The sequence below is a fragment of the Micromonospora phaseoli genome (assembly GCF_900109115.1).
GTDB classification, from domain to species: domain Bacteria; phylum Actinomycetota; class Actinomycetes; order Mycobacteriales; family Micromonosporaceae; genus Micromonospora; species Micromonospora phaseoli.
Genome location: NZ_FNYV01000004.1, coordinates 439,214 through 456,186, shown reverse-complemented (window position 1 = coordinate 456,186; position 16,973 = coordinate 439,214). Strand labels below are relative to the sequence as shown.

At 72.7% G+C, this 16,973-nt stretch carries 18 protein-coding genes and 1 riboswitch; of the genes, 12 read left to right on the top strand and 6 right to left on the bottom strand.

All coding sequences use genetic code 11. The features are described from left to right. Positions 1–144 precede the first annotated feature (144 nt). The 3 genes from BMY89_RS13665 to BMY89_RS13655 all read right to left on the bottom strand — a co-directional run bounded on the left by BMY89_RS13665 (position 145) and on the right by BMY89_RS13655 (position 2,785). The gene (locus BMY89_RS13665) at positions 145–1,494 is read right to left on the bottom strand and encodes an FAD-dependent oxidoreductase (RefSeq protein WP_092380397.1); all 1,350 of its coding nucleotides are present in this window, start codon (positions 1,492–1,494) and stop codon (positions 145–147) included. 11 nt (positions 1,495–1,505) lie between these two features. Further along, the gene (locus BMY89_RS13660) at positions 1,506–1,853 is read right to left on the bottom strand and encodes a TcmI family type II polyketide cyclase (RefSeq protein WP_092380135.1); all 348 of its coding nucleotides are present in this window, start codon (positions 1,851–1,853) and stop codon (positions 1,506–1,508) included. Between the two features lie 122 nt (positions 1,854–1,975). Then, on the bottom strand, positions 1,976–2,785 hold the full coding sequence (locus tag BMY89_RS13655; protein WP_092380133.1) for an AfsR/SARP family transcriptional regulator: 810 nt from the start codon (positions 2,783–2,785) through the stop codon (positions 1,976–1,978). Between the two features lie 398 nt (positions 2,786–3,183). On the opposite strand from BMY89_RS13655, the gene BMY89_RS13650 reads away from it, so the two are divergent. From BMY89_RS13650 to BMY89_RS13610, 9 genes are read left to right on the top strand one after another with little or no spacing between them, the layout of a single operon-like run. After that, positions 3,184–3,510, top strand: coding sequence for a TcmI family type II polyketide cyclase (locus BMY89_RS13650; RefSeq protein WP_092380131.1), 327 nt, complete (start codon positions 3,184–3,186; stop codon positions 3,508–3,510). After that, entirely contained in the window at positions 3,507–5,204 is a 1,698-nt protein-coding gene (locus BMY89_RS13645) for an acetyl-CoA carboxylase carboxyltransferase subunit alpha (RefSeq protein ID WP_092380129.1), read from the top strand. Before BMY89_RS13650 ends, BMY89_RS13645 begins: the two co-directional genes overlap by 4 nt. Beyond that, positions 5,201–5,824 (top strand): acetyl-CoA carboxylase biotin carboxyl carrier protein, encoded by a 624-nt coding sequence (gene accB / locus BMY89_RS13640; protein WP_092380127.1) that lies wholly within the window; start codon positions 5,201–5,203, stop codon positions 5,822–5,824. Before BMY89_RS13645 ends, accB begins: the two co-directional genes overlap by 4 nt. Positions 5,825–5,835: 11 nt before the next feature. After that, entirely contained in the window at positions 5,836–7,215 is a 1,380-nt protein-coding gene (locus tag BMY89_RS13635) for an acetyl-CoA carboxylase biotin carboxylase subunit (protein ID WP_092380125.1), read from the top strand. Then, positions 7,212–7,997, top strand: a complete 786-nt coding sequence (locus BMY89_RS13630) for an SRPBCC family protein (protein ID WP_092380123.1) — start codon at positions 7,212–7,214, stop codon at positions 7,995–7,997. Before BMY89_RS13635 ends, BMY89_RS13630 begins: the two co-directional genes overlap by 4 nt. Continuing rightward, on the top strand, positions 7,990–8,388 hold the full coding sequence (locus tag BMY89_RS13625; RefSeq protein WP_092380121.1) for a cupin domain-containing protein: 399 nt from the start codon (positions 7,990–7,992) through the stop codon (positions 8,386–8,388). Before BMY89_RS13630 ends, BMY89_RS13625 begins: the two co-directional genes overlap by 8 nt. Then, positions 8,385–9,659 carry a beta-ketoacyl-[acyl-carrier-protein] synthase family protein gene (locus BMY89_RS13620; protein WP_092380119.1) on the top strand — a complete coding sequence of 425 codons (1,275 nt, stop codon included), beginning with the start codon at positions 8,385–8,387 and terminating at the stop codon, positions 9,657–9,659. Before BMY89_RS13625 ends, BMY89_RS13620 begins: the two co-directional genes overlap by 4 nt. Before the next feature lie 50 nt (positions 9,660–9,709). Further along, positions 9,710–10,945: a beta-ketoacyl synthase N-terminal-like domain-containing protein gene (locus tag BMY89_RS13615; RefSeq protein WP_092380395.1), complete on the top strand. Its 1,236-nt coding sequence runs from the start codon at positions 9,710–9,712 to the stop codon at positions 10,943–10,945. Beyond that, positions 10,945–11,256 carry an antibiotic biosynthesis monooxygenase family protein gene (locus BMY89_RS13610; protein ID WP_092380117.1) on the top strand — a complete coding sequence of 104 codons (312 nt, stop codon included), beginning with the start codon at positions 10,945–10,947 and terminating at the stop codon, positions 11,254–11,256. Before BMY89_RS13615 ends, BMY89_RS13610 begins: the two co-directional genes overlap by 1 nt. 232 nt (positions 11,257–11,488) lie before the next feature. On the opposite strand, the gene BMY89_RS13605 is transcribed toward BMY89_RS13610, so the two are convergent. Together BMY89_RS13605 and BMY89_RS13600 are read right to left on the bottom strand one after the other, a co-directional pair. Next, positions 11,489–12,424 (bottom strand): sialidase family protein, encoded by a 936-nt coding sequence (locus BMY89_RS13605; RefSeq protein WP_232521297.1) that lies wholly within the window; start codon positions 12,422–12,424, stop codon positions 11,489–11,491. A gap of 74 nt (positions 12,425–12,498) precedes the next feature. Beyond that, positions 12,499–12,903, bottom strand: a complete 405-nt coding sequence (locus BMY89_RS13600) for an MmcQ/YjbR family DNA-binding protein (RefSeq protein WP_092380112.1) — start codon at positions 12,901–12,903, stop codon at positions 12,499–12,501. An 84-nt stretch (positions 12,904–12,987) separates the two neighbouring features. Here BMY89_RS13600 and BMY89_RS13595 point away from each other — a divergent pair, with 84 nt between their 5' ends. Next, positions 12,988–14,085, top strand: coding sequence for an alpha-hydroxy acid oxidase (locus tag BMY89_RS13595; RefSeq protein WP_092380393.1), 1,098 nt, complete (start codon positions 12,988–12,990; stop codon positions 14,083–14,085). Between the two features lie 80 nt (positions 14,086–14,165). Then, positions 14,166–14,426: a hypothetical protein gene (locus BMY89_RS13590; protein WP_092380110.1), complete on the top strand. Its 261-nt coding sequence runs from the start codon at positions 14,166–14,168 to the stop codon at positions 14,424–14,426. 65 nt (positions 14,427–14,491) lie between these two features. On the opposite strand, the gene BMY89_RS13585 is transcribed toward BMY89_RS13590, so the two are convergent. Then, complete coding sequence (locus BMY89_RS13585) at positions 14,492–15,928, bottom strand: glycine hydroxymethyltransferase (RefSeq protein ID WP_092380109.1); 1,437 nt, start codon at positions 15,926–15,928, stop codon at positions 14,492–14,494. An 18-nt stretch (positions 15,929–15,946) separates the two neighbouring features. Next, a riboswitch (ZMP/ZTP riboswitch) is annotated at positions 15,947–16,036 on the bottom strand. A gap of 85 nt (positions 16,037–16,121) precedes the next feature. Here BMY89_RS13585 and BMY89_RS13580 point away from each other — a divergent pair. Continuing rightward, the gene (locus BMY89_RS13580) at positions 16,122–16,961 is read left to right on the top strand and encodes a metallophosphoesterase family protein (protein ID WP_092380107.1); all 840 of its coding nucleotides are present in this window, start codon (positions 16,122–16,124) and stop codon (positions 16,959–16,961) included. Positions 16,962–16,973 lie beyond the last annotated feature (12 nt).

Below are 16,973 nucleotides of genomic sequence, written 5' to 3'. Positions count from 1 at the left end.
AACAGACGGGCCAGGTAACAGTCCGTACGGGTCACGCGGGAGCTACGGCTGGTGTCCGACGCGGGACGGACGGTGTGGATGGACCGGACAGACACGCCACGACCCCGGCGCAGTAATCGGCGCCGGGGTCGTGGGTGCGTCGGATCAGTCCTGTTCACCTCGGTAGGTGTAGAAGTCGTCGACGAACTTTCGCCGCAGCCGGGGAACCCGGCTGGTGACCCGGAAGTAGCCCCGGGCGCCGAGCAGCGCGAGCCGGCCGAACACCGGCTGGTACATGCGGTCGTCGCCGTTGGTGCCGCTGCGGCCCAGCGAGTCGGCCACCCGGGCGAAGCCGTACGGCACCATCGCCGCCTCGTAGTCGGCCACCGCCTGCACCAGGGTCTTCTCGCCGGAGACGGCGAGGATCAGCTGCCGCCGCAGCAGGTTGGCGTCCCGCAGCGCGGTGTTGGCGCCGACGCCCCGGCCTGGCGTCATGGTGTGGATCGCGTCACCGAGGAGGGTGACGGTGCTGCTCTTCCACGGGGGTACCGGCTCCGAGGTGGACACCTTGATCGGCAGCGCGCTGTCGGGGTCGGCCAGGCTGAGCAGTTCCCGCAGGTGCGGGTGCCAGTTGGCGGTCAGGTCCAGGGCCACCTGGATCAGGTTCGCACCGCGGCGGCGCATGACGTCCGGTGGGAACCGGCGGGCGGTGCTCCAGACGACGAGGTTGATGTTGTCGCGGGTGGGGTCGTGGCGCAGACCCGACCAGTCGGCGAGCAACGCCGCGGCGGCGGGTGCGGTGTCCGGCTTGACTCGACCGTCACGGTCCCATTTGAACTCCATCACGTGCAGCACGCCCATCACCCCACCGGTACCGAAGATCAGTGAGATGCCCCGCTGCACGGTCTCCGGCAGCAGCGCCCGGGTGTGGTCGGTGAGTGGCACCCGGGTGGCGATGTTGACGGTGCCGGCGTCCCGGATGACCGCGTGCGGCAGATACTGGCGGCGAACCGCGGAGTGCGTGCCGTCCGCCGCCACGAGCAGGTCACCGGTGGCGGTGCCGCCGTCGGCGAAGTGAGCGGTGACCGACCCGTCGTCGTGCTGCTCGTACCGGGTGAAGGTGCGGTCGAAGTGCACGAGGTCCGCGATGTCGGTCAGCAGCACCTGACGCAGTGTCATCCGGGCCACCGACCGTTCCGAGTCGACCGGGTGGGTGTCCGGCCGCAGCGGGAAGGACGCCGTGTGACGCATCTTCTGGTTGAGCACGTTGAAGTAGCGGGGCGAGCGGGCGCAGGTGGCCAGGTAGATCTCGAACAGCTCGGGCGGCAGGCAGTCGCGCAGTGCCCGGCTGCCGGTGGGGCCGATGCCCACCCGGTAGCCGAGCAGCCCGTCGCCTCTGCCGCGGTGTCGTTCGTAGACGGCAACGCTGATCCCGGCCCGGCGCAGCCCGTGCGCCAGGCAGAGGCCGCCGGTGCCCGCGCCGATGATCAGGACGTGCGGTGCTCGGGTGGCCACGGCGTCGCCCGTCAACCGGCCACGCGCGGTGCCGGAACGCTCGCGTCGTCCCAGCTGTAGAAGCAGTTGGCGATCGCGTCGCGCGGCGAGCTCCAGGTCGGCAGGTACGGCGAGGTGTGCGCCGAGAGCCGTTCGTTGACCTGTAGGTAGAGCGGGTGGTTGCGGGCCGCCGCGAGGGCGTCCGTACCGACGTCGTCGGTCTCCATGAGGTGTACGCACAGGTCGTGCAGGCAGTACAGAGACCGGTGGCGTACCCCGGTCAGGCCGGGCAGCTCAGTCGCGTCGGATTCGGCGAAGATCTGCGCCACGCGACTCTCCGCGCCCGGGATGATCCTGTTGACGATCACTAGACGGCTCATCGGACCCCTCTCACCGGTGGCCCGGCCCGGCGACGCCGGATCTCGGACCGCTGTCGTGGCAACCCTGTCCGCAGCCCAGTCACCTGTCCGTCAATGTCCGGGACCGGTGCGGTGACGCGCGGTCAGCCGGACTGGAACGTGGCCCGGTCGACCAGGTGCCGGCGAGGTCCGTTCGTCGGTCGGCTCGCTCGCCGGATCGGTTCGAGAACCTCGGCGAGCAGCGCGTTCATCGCCGGCGACGGTTCCAGCCGTAGTTCCCGCAGCAGCAGGTCGCGGTAGACGTAGAAGGCGTGCACCGCCTCGAAGGCGTTGCCCTCGGCGAGATGGATGCGGACCACCAGCCGGTGCGGTGTCTCGCGCAGCGGCTCGGCGGCCAGCGCCTCCAGCGCCGCCTCCAGCGCCTCACCGTGGCGTCCGGCGGCCAGGTGGTGGCCCGCCACCTGTTCCAGCATGTGCAGCCTGAGCTGGCGTAGTCGCTCCCGGTCGGCCAGCACCCAGTCGTCGTACCAGCCGGGGAGCAGGTCGTGCCGGCCGGCGGCGAGCGCCTGTGCGGCGTCGGCCGGCGCCTGGCCGGCGCGTACCCGGGCGGCCGTGTCGACCAGCTGGTCGACGTCGACCCGGACCAGCGGGTCGAGGCGGACGGTGTCGGCGGCCGTGGTGAGCGGGCAGTAGGGATCCTGGCGCAGCCGCCACAGCGCGGTGCGCAGCGAGGAGAGAGCCCGGTCCTCGGGGGTCTCCGGCCAGAGCAGCCCGGCGAGGTGGGTGCGGGTGGCGCCGGGACGTAGCCCGATCAGCGCGATGATCCGTTGCAGGCCCCGGGGCACCGCCACCGTCGTGTCCCCGTGTGTCAGTCGGAATCCGCCGAGCAGGTGCAGCCGCACCTCGGCGTCGCGGCACCGGCCGGTGGTGGGCGTGGACGAATCCGCAGTCACGGCGGCACCCCCCTGCGAACGCGTCGGATGCGGGCCCAGGCCGTCCCGGCGCGGCCGCCGTGACGCCACTGTCGACTCGCCGGGGCCGCCGCACAGCTGTGCGGAGCCGGGTCTGACCGCCACGAAGATTATCAATCACAGTTACTCTGAGTCAACGATGTTGTCGGTAATGCAACGCGTTTGCTTCCATGAAACCGCCTCTGAACTGCTAATAGATCTTGATCATGGGTTGTCGTGCCGTTCAGCTGATACACAGAGTGCGTCAACGCACCGTCACCAGAGCGGAGTCGGTCAGGGTGCGCCGGTGACGCCCGGGTGACGCGGTGCTCCGCATCGTGTCGGCAGCCGTCCGGGCAGACCCGGTGGTCTCGCCACCGGCCCATGGGGGGAGGACCAGCATGGACCGAACGCTGATCGTCGCGAAGGTGGTCCCGACCGCCGAGGCGGTGGTCGCCGAGATCTTCGCCGAGTCCGACACGACCGAACTTCCCCGACTGGTGGGTGTCCGGCACCGGTCGCTGTACCGCCTGCACGACCTGTACGTGCACCTGCTGGAGACCGAGTCCACCGGCGACGGCGCGGTGGAGGCAGCCCGGGAGCATCCCGAGTTCGTCAGGGTCAGCGCGCGGCTGCGTCCGTACATCTCGCCCTACCTGCCGGACTGGCGCTCACCCCGGGACGCCATGGCCCGCTGCTTCTACCGCTTCGACGGGCGGCAGCCGTGACCGCCGCCGCGTCCTCCGGTGAGACGCTGTGGTCCCGGTGCGGCGGCTGCGCCACCCTGCTGTACCGCAAGCGGCTGCGCCGCAACCTCGACGTCTGCCCCGAGTGCGGCCTGCACGCCCGGCTCGCCGCGCCCGAGCGGGTCAGCCAGCTGGTCGACCCGTCGTCGTTCCAGCCGCTGCCCGACCGGGCGGTCGAGGTGGACCCGATCGACTTCGTCGACGTGCTGCCGTACCCGCACCGACTCACCGCCGCCCGCATCGACACCGGGCTGCCGGAGGCGGTGCTCTGCGGCGCCGCCACCATCGGCGGGTTCCGCTGCGGGCTCGCCGTGATGGACTTCCGGTTCCTCGGCGGCAGCCTGGGCTGTGCCGTCGGCGAGCTGATCACCCGTACCGCCGAGCAGGCGCTCGAGGCGGGCCTCCCGCTGATCCTGGTCACCGCCTCCGGCGGCGCCCGCATGCAGGAGGGCGCACTGTCGCTGATGCAGATGGCCACGGTCAGCCAGGCGATCGCGGCGCTGCGCGAAGCCGGCCTGCTCACCGTCAGCGTGCTGACCGACCCGACGTACGGGGGAGTGGCGGCGTCCTTCGCCACCAACACCGATCTGGTGCTCGCCGAGAGTGGTGCGCGGATGGGCTTCGCCGGTCCCCGGGTGATTCGTCAGGTGACCGGACGTAACCTGCCGGAGGGCTTCCAGACCGCCGAGTTCCTGTTGCGGCACGGCCAGGTGGACATGGTGGTGCCCCGGCACGCGCTGCGCGCCCGGCTGGCGACCCTGCTCGCCGCGGTGGGTGCCGACCGGCCCGCCGGGCGCTCCGGGGCACCGGTGCCGTCGCGGCCGGCCGACCCGGCACCCGACCTTGCTCGGGCGCCGGCCCCGGACGCCTGGGAGACGGTACGCCTGGCCCGGCACCCGGGCCGCCCGACCACGCTGGACTACCTGGAGAGCGCCTTCGACGGGTTCACCGAGCTGCACGGCGACCGGCTCGGCGGTGACTGTCCGGCGGTGGTCGGCGGGGTGGCCCGGCTCGACGGCCGGCACCTGATCGTGATCGGCCACCAGAAGGGACACACCACCGCGGAGCTGGCGGCCCGCAACTTCGGGATGGCCACCCCGGCCGGGCATCGCAAGGCGCTGCGGCTGATGCGGCTCGCCGCCCGTCTCGGGCTACCCGTGGTGACCCTGGTGGACACTCCGGGGGCCGACCCGGGTGTCGACGCCGAGGAGCACGGCCAGGCCGCGGCCATCGCGGAGAACATCCTGACCCTGAGTGTGCTGCCCACACCGGTCGTGACGGTGGTGACCGGGGAGGGGGGCAGCGGCGGCGCGCTGGCCCTGGCCGTCGCCGACCGGGTGCTGATGTTGCAGCACGCGGTCTACTCGGTGATCAGCCCCGAAGGCTGCGCCGCGATCCTCTGGCCGGGCCGTACGGCCGCACCACAGGCGGCCCGCGCGTTGCGACTGACCGCACCGGATTTGTGCCGGCTCGGGGTCGTCGACGAGGTGGTGCCCGAACCGGTCGGCTCGGCCGCCGACGATCCGGAGGCGACGGCCCGGGCGGTACGGCAGGCGGTGCTGGCGAACCTGTTGCCGCTGCTGGACGTGCCGACCGCGACCCTCGTCCAGCGGCGCCGACGGCGCTTCCGCCGCTTCGGTGCGGCGCGCGCGGGTGTCCGGGCGGGTCTCCGGTGAGCGGCACGGTCGAGGTCGGACCCGCGCCCGCGACGCCGGCACAGCACCGGCCGCCCACCGCGCCGACGTCGCGTGTCGACGGCGACGGGGCGCAGGCGGCGGGCGAAGTTGGGGTTGCGGTGCCGGGCCGCACCGGGCAGGCGGGGGACGAGGCCACCCTGGCAGCCCTGCGCCGGCACGCCCGGCAGGCCGTCGCCGAGCTGGCCGGCCCGGTCAGCCGCCTCCGGCTGCGCTGCGGAGACGCCGAGCTGGAGGTGGAGTGGTCCCGGCCGATCGGGTCCGCCGCGGCCCCGGCGGCACCGGGCGGCCACCCCACCGCACCGGCCACCGTGCCGGTGAACGCCCCGTCGACCAGCCACCGGCCGGCCGAGCCCGCGACCCGTACCAGCGTCCGCTCACCGATCGTGGGCACCTTCTACCGGGCGGCGGAGCCGGGTGCGGCGCCCTTCGTGTCCGTCGGTGACCTGGTCCGGCCCGGACAGGTCGTCGGGATCGTCGAGGCGATGAAGCTGATGAACGAGATCACCGCCGACCGGGCCGGGCGAGTCGCCGAGCTGCTGGTCGCCGATGGACAACCGGTCGAGTACGACCAGCCGTTGGTCGCCCTGGACCCGGCTTGAGGTGGTGGGTGATGTTCTCCAAGGTGCTGATAGCCAACCGCGGTGAGATCGCGCTGCGCGTACTGCGGGCCTGCCGCGAGCTGGGCATCCGGACCGCCGTGGTCTACTCCACGGCGGACGCCGACTCGGCGGCGGTGCGGCTGGCCGACGAGGCTGTCCGGATCGGGCCCTCGGCGAGCCGGCGCAGTTACCTCAACGCGGCCGCCATCGTGGAGGCGGCCCGCAAGGTCGGTGCGCAGGCGGTGCATCCCGGCTACGGCTTCCTCTCCGAGGACGCCGACTTCGCCGAGATCTGCGCGGACAACGGGCTGACCTTCGTCGGGCCGCCCCCGCACGTGATGTCCGTACTGGCGGACAAGTCCGCCGCCCGGGCGTTGATGAGCCGGGCCGGGCTGCCCCTGGCGCCGGGCGCCGTGCAGCCGGCGCCGACGGCCGTGGACGCCGCGGCGGTCGCCGCCGAGGTGGGGTACCCGGTCATCATCAAGGCGGCGGCCGGTGGCGGCGGCCGGGGGATGACCGTGGTCCGCGACCCGGCCGAGCTGCCCCGGGCGTACGCGCGCACCCGGGCCGCCGCCCAGGCCGCCTTCGGTGACGATCGGGTGTATGTCGAGCGGTACCTGACCGATGCCCGGCACGTCGAGGTCCAGCTGCTCTGCGACTCCCACGGCAACGGCGTGCACCTGGGCACCCGGGACTGCTCGGTGCAGCGCCGGCACCAGAAGTTGGTCGAGGAGGCGCCCGCTCCGGGGCTGTCCCCGGCGACGCTGGACGCGATCGCGCGGACCGCCCTGCACGGTGCGCTCGACGTCGGGTTCACCGGTGTGGGGACGGTGGAGTTCCTGGTGGACGCGGAGGAGAGGTTCCACTTCTTGGAGATCAACTGCCGGATCCAGGTGGAGCATCCGGTGACCGAGATGATCACCGGGATCGACCTGGTGCACGAGCAGTTCCACGTCGCCGCCGGGACCCCGCTGCGCTGGCGACAGCAGGACATCCGACTCAACGGCGTGGCCATCGAGTGCCGGGTCAACGTGGAGGACCCGGATCGTGGCTTCGCCCCCACGCCCGGCCGGCTCGATCGGTTCGTGCCACCCGGTGGCCCGTTCACCCGGGTCGACACCCACGGTCACGCCGGCTACCTGGTGGGTCCGTACTACGACTCGCTGCTGGCCAAGGTCGCGGTCTGGGCCCCCGACCGGGACATGGCCCTGAGCCGGCTGGAACGTGCGCTCGGTGAGTTCGACATCTCCGGTCCCGGAGTGTGCACCACCATCCCGTTCGTCCGGCGGGTCCTCGACGACGCCGACTTCCGCAAGGGGCGCCACTCCACCGGCCTGGTCGACCGACTGATCGCCGAACCGATCCCCGCACATCCGAGGAGGAAACGATGACCGTCATCGACGGCCGCTCACTGACGGCGGAGATAACCGACATCCTGGTGACCAACTGCGGGCTGGACCCGGACGCCGCGTCCCGGGCGCCGGCCGCCTCCCTGGAGGAGTTGGGGATGGACTCCCTCGCCCTGCTCGAACTCTCCGCCGTGGTCGCCGACCGGTGGCAGGTGAGCATCCCGGAGCAGGCTGCGCAGCTGAGCATTCCCGCCGTGGCCGACCTGGTGGCCCGGCGGACCGATCCGCCTGGACACACCGAGAACAGCATCGTCATCGCCGCGCCGCTGGAGCTGCTCTGGTCGGTCACCAACGACGTCGCCAACTGGCCCGACCTGTTCACCGAGTACGCCAGGGCCGAGATCCTCGACCGTGCCGGCGACACCGTCCGGTTCCGGCTCACCATGCACCCCGACGAGAACGGGGTGGCCTGGAGCTGGGTCAGCGAGCGCACCGCCGACCCGGCCAGCCGCGAGGTGCGGGCCCGCCGGGTGGAGACCGGGCCCTTCGAGTACATGCGGATCCACTGGACGTACACCGAGGAGCCGGGCGGTATCCGGATGACCTGGGTGCAGGACTTCGCCATGAAGCCGAGCGCGCCGGTGGACAACGCCGGGATGACCGAGCGGATCAACACCAACAGTGTGGTGCAGTTGGCCGTCATCAAGGAGCGCGTCGAACGGCTGGCCCGCGAGCTGGCGGGCACCGCAGCGACACCGACACCGACACCGACACCGACGAGCGTGCCGGTCGGCGGCACCGGAACAGGAGCCGACGATGAGTGATCTCACCCTGGTGGCCGCCCGGGACGTGCCCGCCGACCGTCGTCGCGGCGGCGAGCTACGCGTCCTGCTCGGCCCCCGTACCGTCGGCAGCACCTCGGGCTTCATGGGCGTGGCCAGCATGGGGCCGGGGGAGCGGATCGCGGAGCACTACCACCCGTACAGTGAGGAGTTCCTCTACGTCGCCCGGGGCACGATCACCGTGGATCTGGACGACGAACCGGTGCTGCTGTCGGCCGGCGAGGCGCTCTTCGTGGCGCGCAACGTCCGGCACCGGCTGCGCAACACCGGCCAGATAGCCGCCGAGGTGGTCTTCCACCTCGGACCGCTGGCCCCTCGACCGGAACTCGGCCACGTCGACACCGAACTGGTCGAACAGCGGGACGGGTCGTGACCGGCCGCCGCACGGTGGTGACCGGCGTCGGGGTGGTCGCCCCCGGCGGCGTGACCCGAGATCGGTTCTGGAAGGGCATCACCGAGGGCCGTACCGCGACCCGGCGGATCAGTTTCTTCGACCCGTCGCCGTTCCGGTCCCAGATCGCCGCCGAGTGCGACTTCGACCCGGACGCCGCCGGGCTCACCCCTGAGCAGCGGCAACGCGCCGACCGGTACGTGCAGTTCGCGCTGGCCTGCGCCGCCGAGGCGGTGGCCGACAGCGGAATCGAACTCACCGACGCGCAACGCGACCGCGCCGGCGTCGTGCTCGGCACCGCCGTCGGCGGCACCATGGCCCTGGAACAGGAGTACGTGACGGTCAGCGACAGCGGCCGACGCTGGCTGGTCGACGCGGCGCTCGGCGGCCCGTACCTGTATCCGGCGCTGGTGCCCAGCAGCCTGGCCGCCGACGTGGCCTGCCGGCACGGCCTGCACGGCCCGGCGCAGGTCATCTCCACCGGCTGCACCTCCGGCATCGACGCCATCGGCTACGCCCACCAGCTCATCGTCGACGGCGAGGCGGACATCGTGCTGGCCGGCGCCGCCGACTCGCCCATCTCCCCGGTCACCGTCGCCTCCTTCGACGCCATCAAGGCCACCAGCCCGGACAACGACGATCCGGCGCACGCCTCCCGCCCGTTCGACGCCGACCGGCACGGCTTCGTGCTGGCCGAAGGGGCGGCGGTGCTGGTGCTGGAGGAGGCCGGTCACGCCGCCCGGCGCGGCGCGCACGTCTACTGCGAGGTCGCCGGCTACGCCAGCCGCAGCAACGGCTACCACATGACCGGTCTACGTCCGGACGGCCTGGAGATGGGGTTGGCCATCACCGACGCGCTGCGACAGGCGAGGCTGGCGCCCGAGAACGTCTCCTACATCAGCGCCCACGGCTCCGGTACCCGGCAGAACGACCGGCACGAGACGGCCGCGTTCAAAAGGTCGCTCGGGTCGGCGGCGTACCGGGTGCCGATCAGCTCGATCAAGTCGATGGTCGGGCACTCGCTGGGCGCCATCGGTTCCATCGAGATGGCCGCCTGCGCCATGGCCATCGAGTACGGGGTGGTGCCGCCGACCGCCAACTGGACCACCCGGGATCCGGAGTGCGACCTGGACTACGTGCCCAACGAGGCCCGGGAGGTGCCGGTGGACGTGGCCCTCTCGGTGGGCAGCGGGTTCGGTGGCTTCCAGTCGGCGATGGTGTTCCGCCGGCTGTCCCGAAAGGTGGCGGCGTGAGCGGGTGGTCCGCCCGGACCGGCAGCGAGGTGCCGCCGACCGGCGGGCGGGTGGCGGTGGTGACCGGCATCGGGGTGGTCGCCCCCAGTGGCGTCGGGGCGCAGGCGCACTGGCGTACGGTGCTGTCCGGTCAGCGCCGCACCGGCCCGATCACGCTGTTCGACGCGACCGGCTACCCGACCGGGCTCGGCGGTGAGGTGGCGGACTTCGATCCGGCGCGGTACGCCGACAACCGGGCCCTGGTGCAGACCGACCGCTGGACCCACCTCGGGTTCGCCGCCACCACGCTGGCGCTGGCCGACGCCGGACTGCCGCAGCGCTCCCCCGACCCGTACGGCTGGTCGGTGACGCTGGCCAGCTCCTCCGGCGGAAACCTGTTCGGCCAGCGGGAGTTGCAGCGACTCTGGTCGTCGCCGACGCGCACCGTCGGGGCGTACCAGTCGATTGCCTGGTTCTACGCGGCCAGCGTCGGGCAGCTGTCCATCCGGCACCAGGCCAAGGGCCCCTGCGGGGTGCTGGTGGCCGAATCTGCCGGTGGCCTGGACAGCCTCGCCCACGCCGTGCGGACCGTCCGGCGGGGTGCCTCCGTGGTGCTGGCCGGCGCGACGGAGTGTCCACTGAGCCCGTACGCGCTGGCCTGTCAGCTGCGCTCCGGCCTGCTCAGCGAGGTGACCGATCCGGAGCGGGCCTACCGGCCGTTCGACGCCGCCGCCAGCGGCTACCTGCCGGCCGAGGGCGGGGCGGTGTTCGTGGTCGAGGAGCTGGCACACGCCCGCGCCCGGGGTGCCCGGATCTACGGCGAGGTGACCGGCTGGGGTGCCACCCACGACGCCGTGCACACCTCGGCCGACAGCTGCGGCGACCCCCGCCAGTACGCCCGGGCCATGCGGTTGGCCCTGGGGCGGGCCGGGGTCGAACCCGGGGAGGTGGACCTGGTGGTCCCCGATGCCCTCGGCGCACCCCGGTACGACCGGGCCGAGGCCGTCGCCCTGCGCGCGGTGTTCGGCGCCCGCACCCCGCCGGTGAGTACCCACAAGGAGCTGACCGGACGGGCGCACCAGGGCGGTTCGGCGCTGGACGTGGCCACCGCCCTGCTCGCCTACGCGCACGACACGCTGCCCGCCTCGGCCGGCCCGGGCACCGTGGCCGACGGCTGCGAGCTGGGTTTCCTGCGGGCGCCGCGACGCCCGCGTACCCGGGTGGCGCTGATCTGCGCCCGGGGTTTCGACGGGTTCAACAGCGCGCTGGTGCTGCGTGGCGCGGCACCGGCCGGAGGGGAGCAGTGATGACGCGTGCTCGGGTGGTCTTCCTGGTCCGGGTGCCCGAAGAACGCACCGGGGACTTCCTGCGGGCGTACGAGGCGGTCCGGCACCTGGTCGCCGGCGGCGTACCCGGCCATCTGGTCGACCAGGTGTGCCGCTCGTCGACGGATCCGGAGCAGTGGCTGATCACCAGCGAGTGGGCCAGTCTCGCGGACTTCGAGGCGTGGGAACGCAGCCCGGAGCACCGCGAACTGGTCCGGCCGATGCGGGAGTGTTTCACCGATGCCCGTTCACTGCGCTTCCACATCCACGCGCAGACCCCGGTGCCGGCCTGAGCGGCACGTGAGTTCAACCATTTGCATGAAGCAATGTCCATCGTGGTTCACGTAGGGTTCCCGCAGTACTCCGGGGCGTGATCGGCGGATTCGTTCGCGCCCGCAACGACGTGTGGTGGTGGAGGGTGGCGATCTCGTGACCGGCCCGCTGTTTTCGCTGACCGAGGACGATGGGTGGCCACCCGCCGACCGTGGACCCGGCGTCGCCGTGGCGGGTGCCGTGCGCCGGTGGTCAGAGCGGGCGCGGCCCGAGGTCGACCTGCGCCAGGTAGACGTGGCTGCGGCCCTCGTGCGACGAGTAGTAGCTGACGTGGAGCCGGTCGTCGTGCCAGGCCAGACCGGGGTAGCCGCAGTCGCCGCCCGAGGGTAGCGCCAGCAGTTCCCGCAGCCGGCCACGTGCCACGTCGACCGCGCAGATCGCGGTGCGCACCCGGCCGTCGTGCAGGCGTACGCCCGCGACGAGGCTGCCGTCGGGCAACCGGTGCAGCGCCGGCCCACCCACTCGTACGCCGAGGTCCGTCCAGGTCCACTCGCGGTACGGCGGGCGGGCCCGGCCGAGTTGCGCGGTGGCCGTGCCGCCGTCGCGCCGCAGCAGGCAGGTGGCGGTGCCGTCGGGGTCGAAGGCCAGCCCGGACTCGTTCGGATAGCCGCCGGAGAACAGCGTCCGCACCACGGGGCGCAGGTCCAGGCCGTCCTCGCTCCGATAGAGCCGGGCGAACCGTGGCTCCCGGGTGGCGTAACCGACGCCGTACATCACATCGTCTCGCCAGGCGGCCTGCCAGACCCAGACGTCCGCTTCGCCGACCGGCCGGGGCTCGTCCCAGCGGTGACCGTCGTCGCTGAGGGCGGCAACCGTGCGGAATCGTTTCGGCATGCCGGTCGCGGCGGCGGCCAGCAGCTGCAGCCGTCCGTCGGGGCGCACCACGAACCGGGGGTCGCGCAGGTCGGCACCGGGCTGACCGAGAACGGCCGCGGTCCGCCACGACCGGCCGTCGGAGGAGGTCAGCACCCGCAGGACGCCGTCGTCGGACAGGTGTGACCGGCCCTGCCGGAACGCGCAGAACCAGGCGCCCGCATGCCGGACCAGGTCGGTGAAGGCGCTGTGTGGGGCAGTGTCACCGATGCGGTGCAGGGCGCGTAGCTCGGTGGTCGCCGGACGGCTGGTCACGGGCGCCGACGCTACGCGGGGCGGGAGAAGCCGGCGTGGCGGATGGACGAACACGGCGCGAACGGGCGCGCCAGTCAGCCTTCCGGCCCGGTCGTCTCGGTGCCGTACGCCGCGGCGAGTCGCTTCGGGGCGCGGGCGTACCAGGCCTCCACGACCAGTTCGGTCAGCTCGGCGACGCCGATGCGGTCCAGCCGCAGCAGCACCGCCGGGTAGCCGTCGAAGTGCGGGGTGGTGAAGAAGAGACCCGGGTCGTCGGCCAGCAGCGCCTCCTTGACGCCGAGGTCCGCCACCCGGACGCCGAGGATCGGGCCCTCGGGCGCGGCCGGACCGAAGGCCTCAAGCTCCTTGCCGCGCAGCGGGCGCTCCCAGACGAAGGCCTTGTCCTTCACCCGCCAGGCGGCCACTCCTTCGTAGGAGGGCCGCTCGCTGGTCTCCGGCAGACCCAGCGCGATCCGTCGTACGTCGTCCCAACTGGCCACCTCCCGACGGTACGCCAGCGGACACCTCCGTGGGTGCCCCGGTGCCACTGGCGCGTCGCCGCCCGGTCGGCGATCGTGGACCCCATGGAGATCACCCCGAGTCCGCCGCCGGTATGCCTGGCCGATTTCGCCGCGCTGGCCCGGACGGTGTTGCCGCCGCCGGTGTGGGACTACGTCGACGGTGGCAGCGGTACCGAGGTCACCCTCGGTCACAACCGCGCCGCGCTCGATCGGGTCGGTGTGCTGCCGAGGATGCTGACCGGAGTGGCCACCCCGAGCCTGCGTACCCGCCTGCTCGGGCGCGAGTACGCGATGCCGGTGGGCGTGGCGCCGATGGCGTACCAACGGTTGGTGCATCCCGACGGGGAGCCGGCGCTGGCCGCGGCAGCCGGGGCAGCCGGGGTGCCGTACCTTGCGAGCATCCTCGGCAGCACCCCGATCGAGCAGGTCACCGCGACCGGCGCCGAGGTCTGGTTCCAGCTGTACTGGCTGCGTGAGCGGGCTCTGGTGGTCGATCTGCTGGCGCGGGTCCGCGACGCGGGTTGTCGGGCGCTGGTGGTCACGGTGGACGTGCCGGTGCTCGGCCGGCGCCGGCGGGACCTGCGAAACGCCTTCCGGCTGCCGCCGGAACTGGTGGCGGCGAACCTGCCGGGTGGCCGTGACGACCTCGCCCACGGCGGTACGCCGGGCGTCACCCAGGTGACAGTGGACAGCGGCGCGGCCTTCGCGCCCGCGCTGAGCTGGGCGGATCTGCGGTGGCTGGGTGAGCACTGCGACCTGCCGCTGATCGTCAAGGGACTGCTCGACCCAGTGGACGCCGTCCGGGCCGCCGAGGCGGGCGCGCAGGCCGTGGTGGTGTCCAACCATGGCGGACGGCAGCTCGACGGCGCGCCGGCCAGCGTCACCATGCTGCCGGAGGTGGTCGCGGCGGTGGGCGACCGCTGCGAGGTGCTGCTGGACAGCGGGATCCGGGGTGGCGTCGACGTGCTGCGCGCGCTCGCCCTGGGCGCCGCGGGCGTGCTGGTCGGCCGGCCGATGCTCTGGGCGCTGGCCAGCGGCGGGCAGGCGGGCGCGGGTACGGCGCTGGCGCTGCTCGCCGACGAGCTGCGGGACGCGTTGGCCCTCGCCGGCTGCGCCGACCCGGCCGCCGCCCGGCAGCTGCGTACGGTGCCGATGGGATGAGTCGGCGCGTCGACTCACCGCGTTCACCGGTTCGCAACCTGTGACGGCTGCCCTGCCGCGGTCCTCGATGGATGGTCATAATGGTCGGCATGGTTGCCTGGGAGTACGCCCTGCTGGTCCGCCGCTATCAAGGGCAGGGGCGGAATTTTCATGTCTCGTTCGTCTGGTACGGGCCTGACGGGTCCCGAAAGGACATCACGGCGTACGGCGACACCGCCGTGGCGCACCTCAACCGGGCCGGTCGCGAGGGCTGGGAACTCGTCTCGGCGGCCGAGGACGTGAACAACGTGCAGGGCAGCACCGAGGTCCACCGCTACCACCTCAAGCGCCCGCTGAACTGAGAGCCGGAGCGCCGTGACCGACGCACGGGCCCGGCCGTCCGGCCCGGCCCGTGCGCGACGGCACCTCAGCCGAGGTCGACATTCGGGTAGAGCGGGAAGGCGGCGAGCAGCTCGCTGGCCTGGCGGCTGACCTTGTCCGCGAGGGCCGGGTCGAGCAGGTACTTCGCCTTGGAGGCCGTGCCGTCCGGGTTCGCGCCGGCACCGGTCTGGCTGAGCACGGTGTGGATCAGCTCGGCGGTGGTGTCCATCTCCGCGGTGCCCAGCCCGCGGGTGGTCAGCGCGGGCGTGCCGATCCGGATGCCGGAGGTGTACCAGGCGCCGTTGGGGTCCTGCGGCACCGCGTTGCGGTTGGTGACGATGCCCGAGTCCAGCAGCGCCTGCTCGGCCTGCCGGCCGGTCAGCCCGTAGCCGGTCACGTCGATGAGCACCAGGTGGTTGTCGGTGCCGCCGGTGACCAGCGTGGCGCCCCGGCGCAGCAGGCCCTCGGCGAGCGCCTGGGCGTTGTCGACGATGCGTCGGGCGTAGTCGGTGAAGTCCGGGCGGCGGGCCTCGGCCAGGGCGACGGCCTTGGCGGCCATCACGTGCGGCAGCGGGCCGCCGAGCACCATCGGGCAGCCCCGGTCCACCTGGTCGGCCAGCTCCGGGCCGCAGAGCACCAGGCCGCCGCGCGGGCCGCGCAGCGACTTGTGGGTGGTGGTGGTGACGATGTGGGCGTGCGGCACCGGGTCGAAGTCGCCGGTGAACACCTTGCCGGCGACCAGACCCGCGAAGTGGGCCATGTCCACCATGAAGGTGGCGCCGACGGAGTCCGCGATCTCCCGCATGATCCGGAAGTTCACCTTCCGGGGGTACGCCGAATAGCCGGCGACCAGCACCAGCGGCCGGAACTCGCGGGCCGCCTCGGCGACCTTGTCGTAGTCGACCAGCCCGGTCGACGGGTCGGTGCCGTAGCTGCGCTGGTCGAACATCTTGCCGGAGATGTTGGGTCGGAAGCCGTGGGTGAGGTGACCGCCGGCGTCCAGCGACATGCCGAGCATCCGCTGGTCGCCCAGTTCGCGCCGGAGCGCGAACCAGTCCGCCTCGGTCAGGTCGTTGACGTGGCGCGCCTGGGCCCGCTTCAGCGCCGGGGCCTCCACCCGGTCGGCCAGGATCGCCCAGAACGCCACCAGGTTGGCGTCGATGCCCGAGTGCGGCTGCGCGTACGCGTGTGCCGCGCCGAACAGTTCCCGGGCGTGTTCGGCGGCGAGCGCCTCGACCGTGTCCACGTTCTGGCACCCGGCGTAGAAGCGGCGACCGACGGTGCCCTCGGCGTACTTGTCGCTGAGCCAGTTGCCCATGGTCAGCAGGGTGGCCGGGGAGGCATAGTTCTCGCTGGCGATCAGCTTGAGCGACTCGCGCTGGTCGGCGAGCTCCGCCCGGATCGCGTCGGCGACCCGCGGCTCGACGCCACGGATCACCTCCAGGGCGCTGCGGAAGGCGGTGGACTCGGCGTTCGACGGCATGCGACCTCCAGGTGATGTGTGGAAGGCCCAGGCGCTCGGCATGCGTCATCATGACGGGACCGCTTCCCGATGGTGCTCCATCCCCACGCGCCAGTCACGGCCCCCGCCGATCCTACCGGGTCCGCCGCCCGGCACCCCGCGCACCGCCACGGGCGACCTCGCCACCGCCGGCGGGTCCGCCTACGATCGGCGCATGACGGCCCAGGGCGGGGGAGCTCTGCTCGCGATCAGCGACCTGCACGTGGGCCACCCGGCCAACCGGCCGGTCGTGGAGGGCCTGCGGCCCGACTCCCCGCAGGACTGGCTGCTGGTCGCCGGCGACGTCGGTGACACCGTGGCCGACATCGAGTGGGCGCTGAGCACCCTCAAGCGCCGCTTCGACACCGTCGTCTGGGTGCCCGGCAACCACGAGTTGTGGACCCCGCCGTCGGACCCGGTGCAGCTGCGCGGCGTGGACCGCTACCGGCACCTGGTCGCGCTGTGCCGGCAGCTGGGTGTCCTCACGCCGGAGGACCCGTACCCGATCTGGCGGGGACCGGGCGGGCCGGTGCTGGTGGCGCCGCTGTTCCTGCTCTACGACTACAGCTGGCGCCCGGCAGGGCTGGACACCCCCGAGGCCGCCCTGGCCGAGGCGTACCGTACCGGGATCGTCTGTACCGACGAGTTCCTGCTGCACCCCGACCCCTATCCGAGTCGGTCGGCGTGGTGCGCGCAACGGGTCGCGGTGACCGGGCAACGCCTGGTCGAGCGGGACGACGGCCTGCCGACCGTCCTGGTCAACCACTGGCCGCTGGTGCGGGAACCGACCCGGGTGCTGCGGTACCCGATCTTCGCGCAGTGGTGCGGTACCGATGCGACGGCTGACTGGCATCGACGTTTCCACGCCGCCGCGGTGGTCTACGGCCATCTGCACATTCCCCGCACCACCCGGTACGACGGGGTGCGCTTCGAGGAGGTGTCGGTCGGGTACCCGCGTGAATGGCGACCCCGGGCCACGTCGCCGACGTGGCGGCGGATCCTGCCGGCCGGTTGAGGTGCCGGGCCC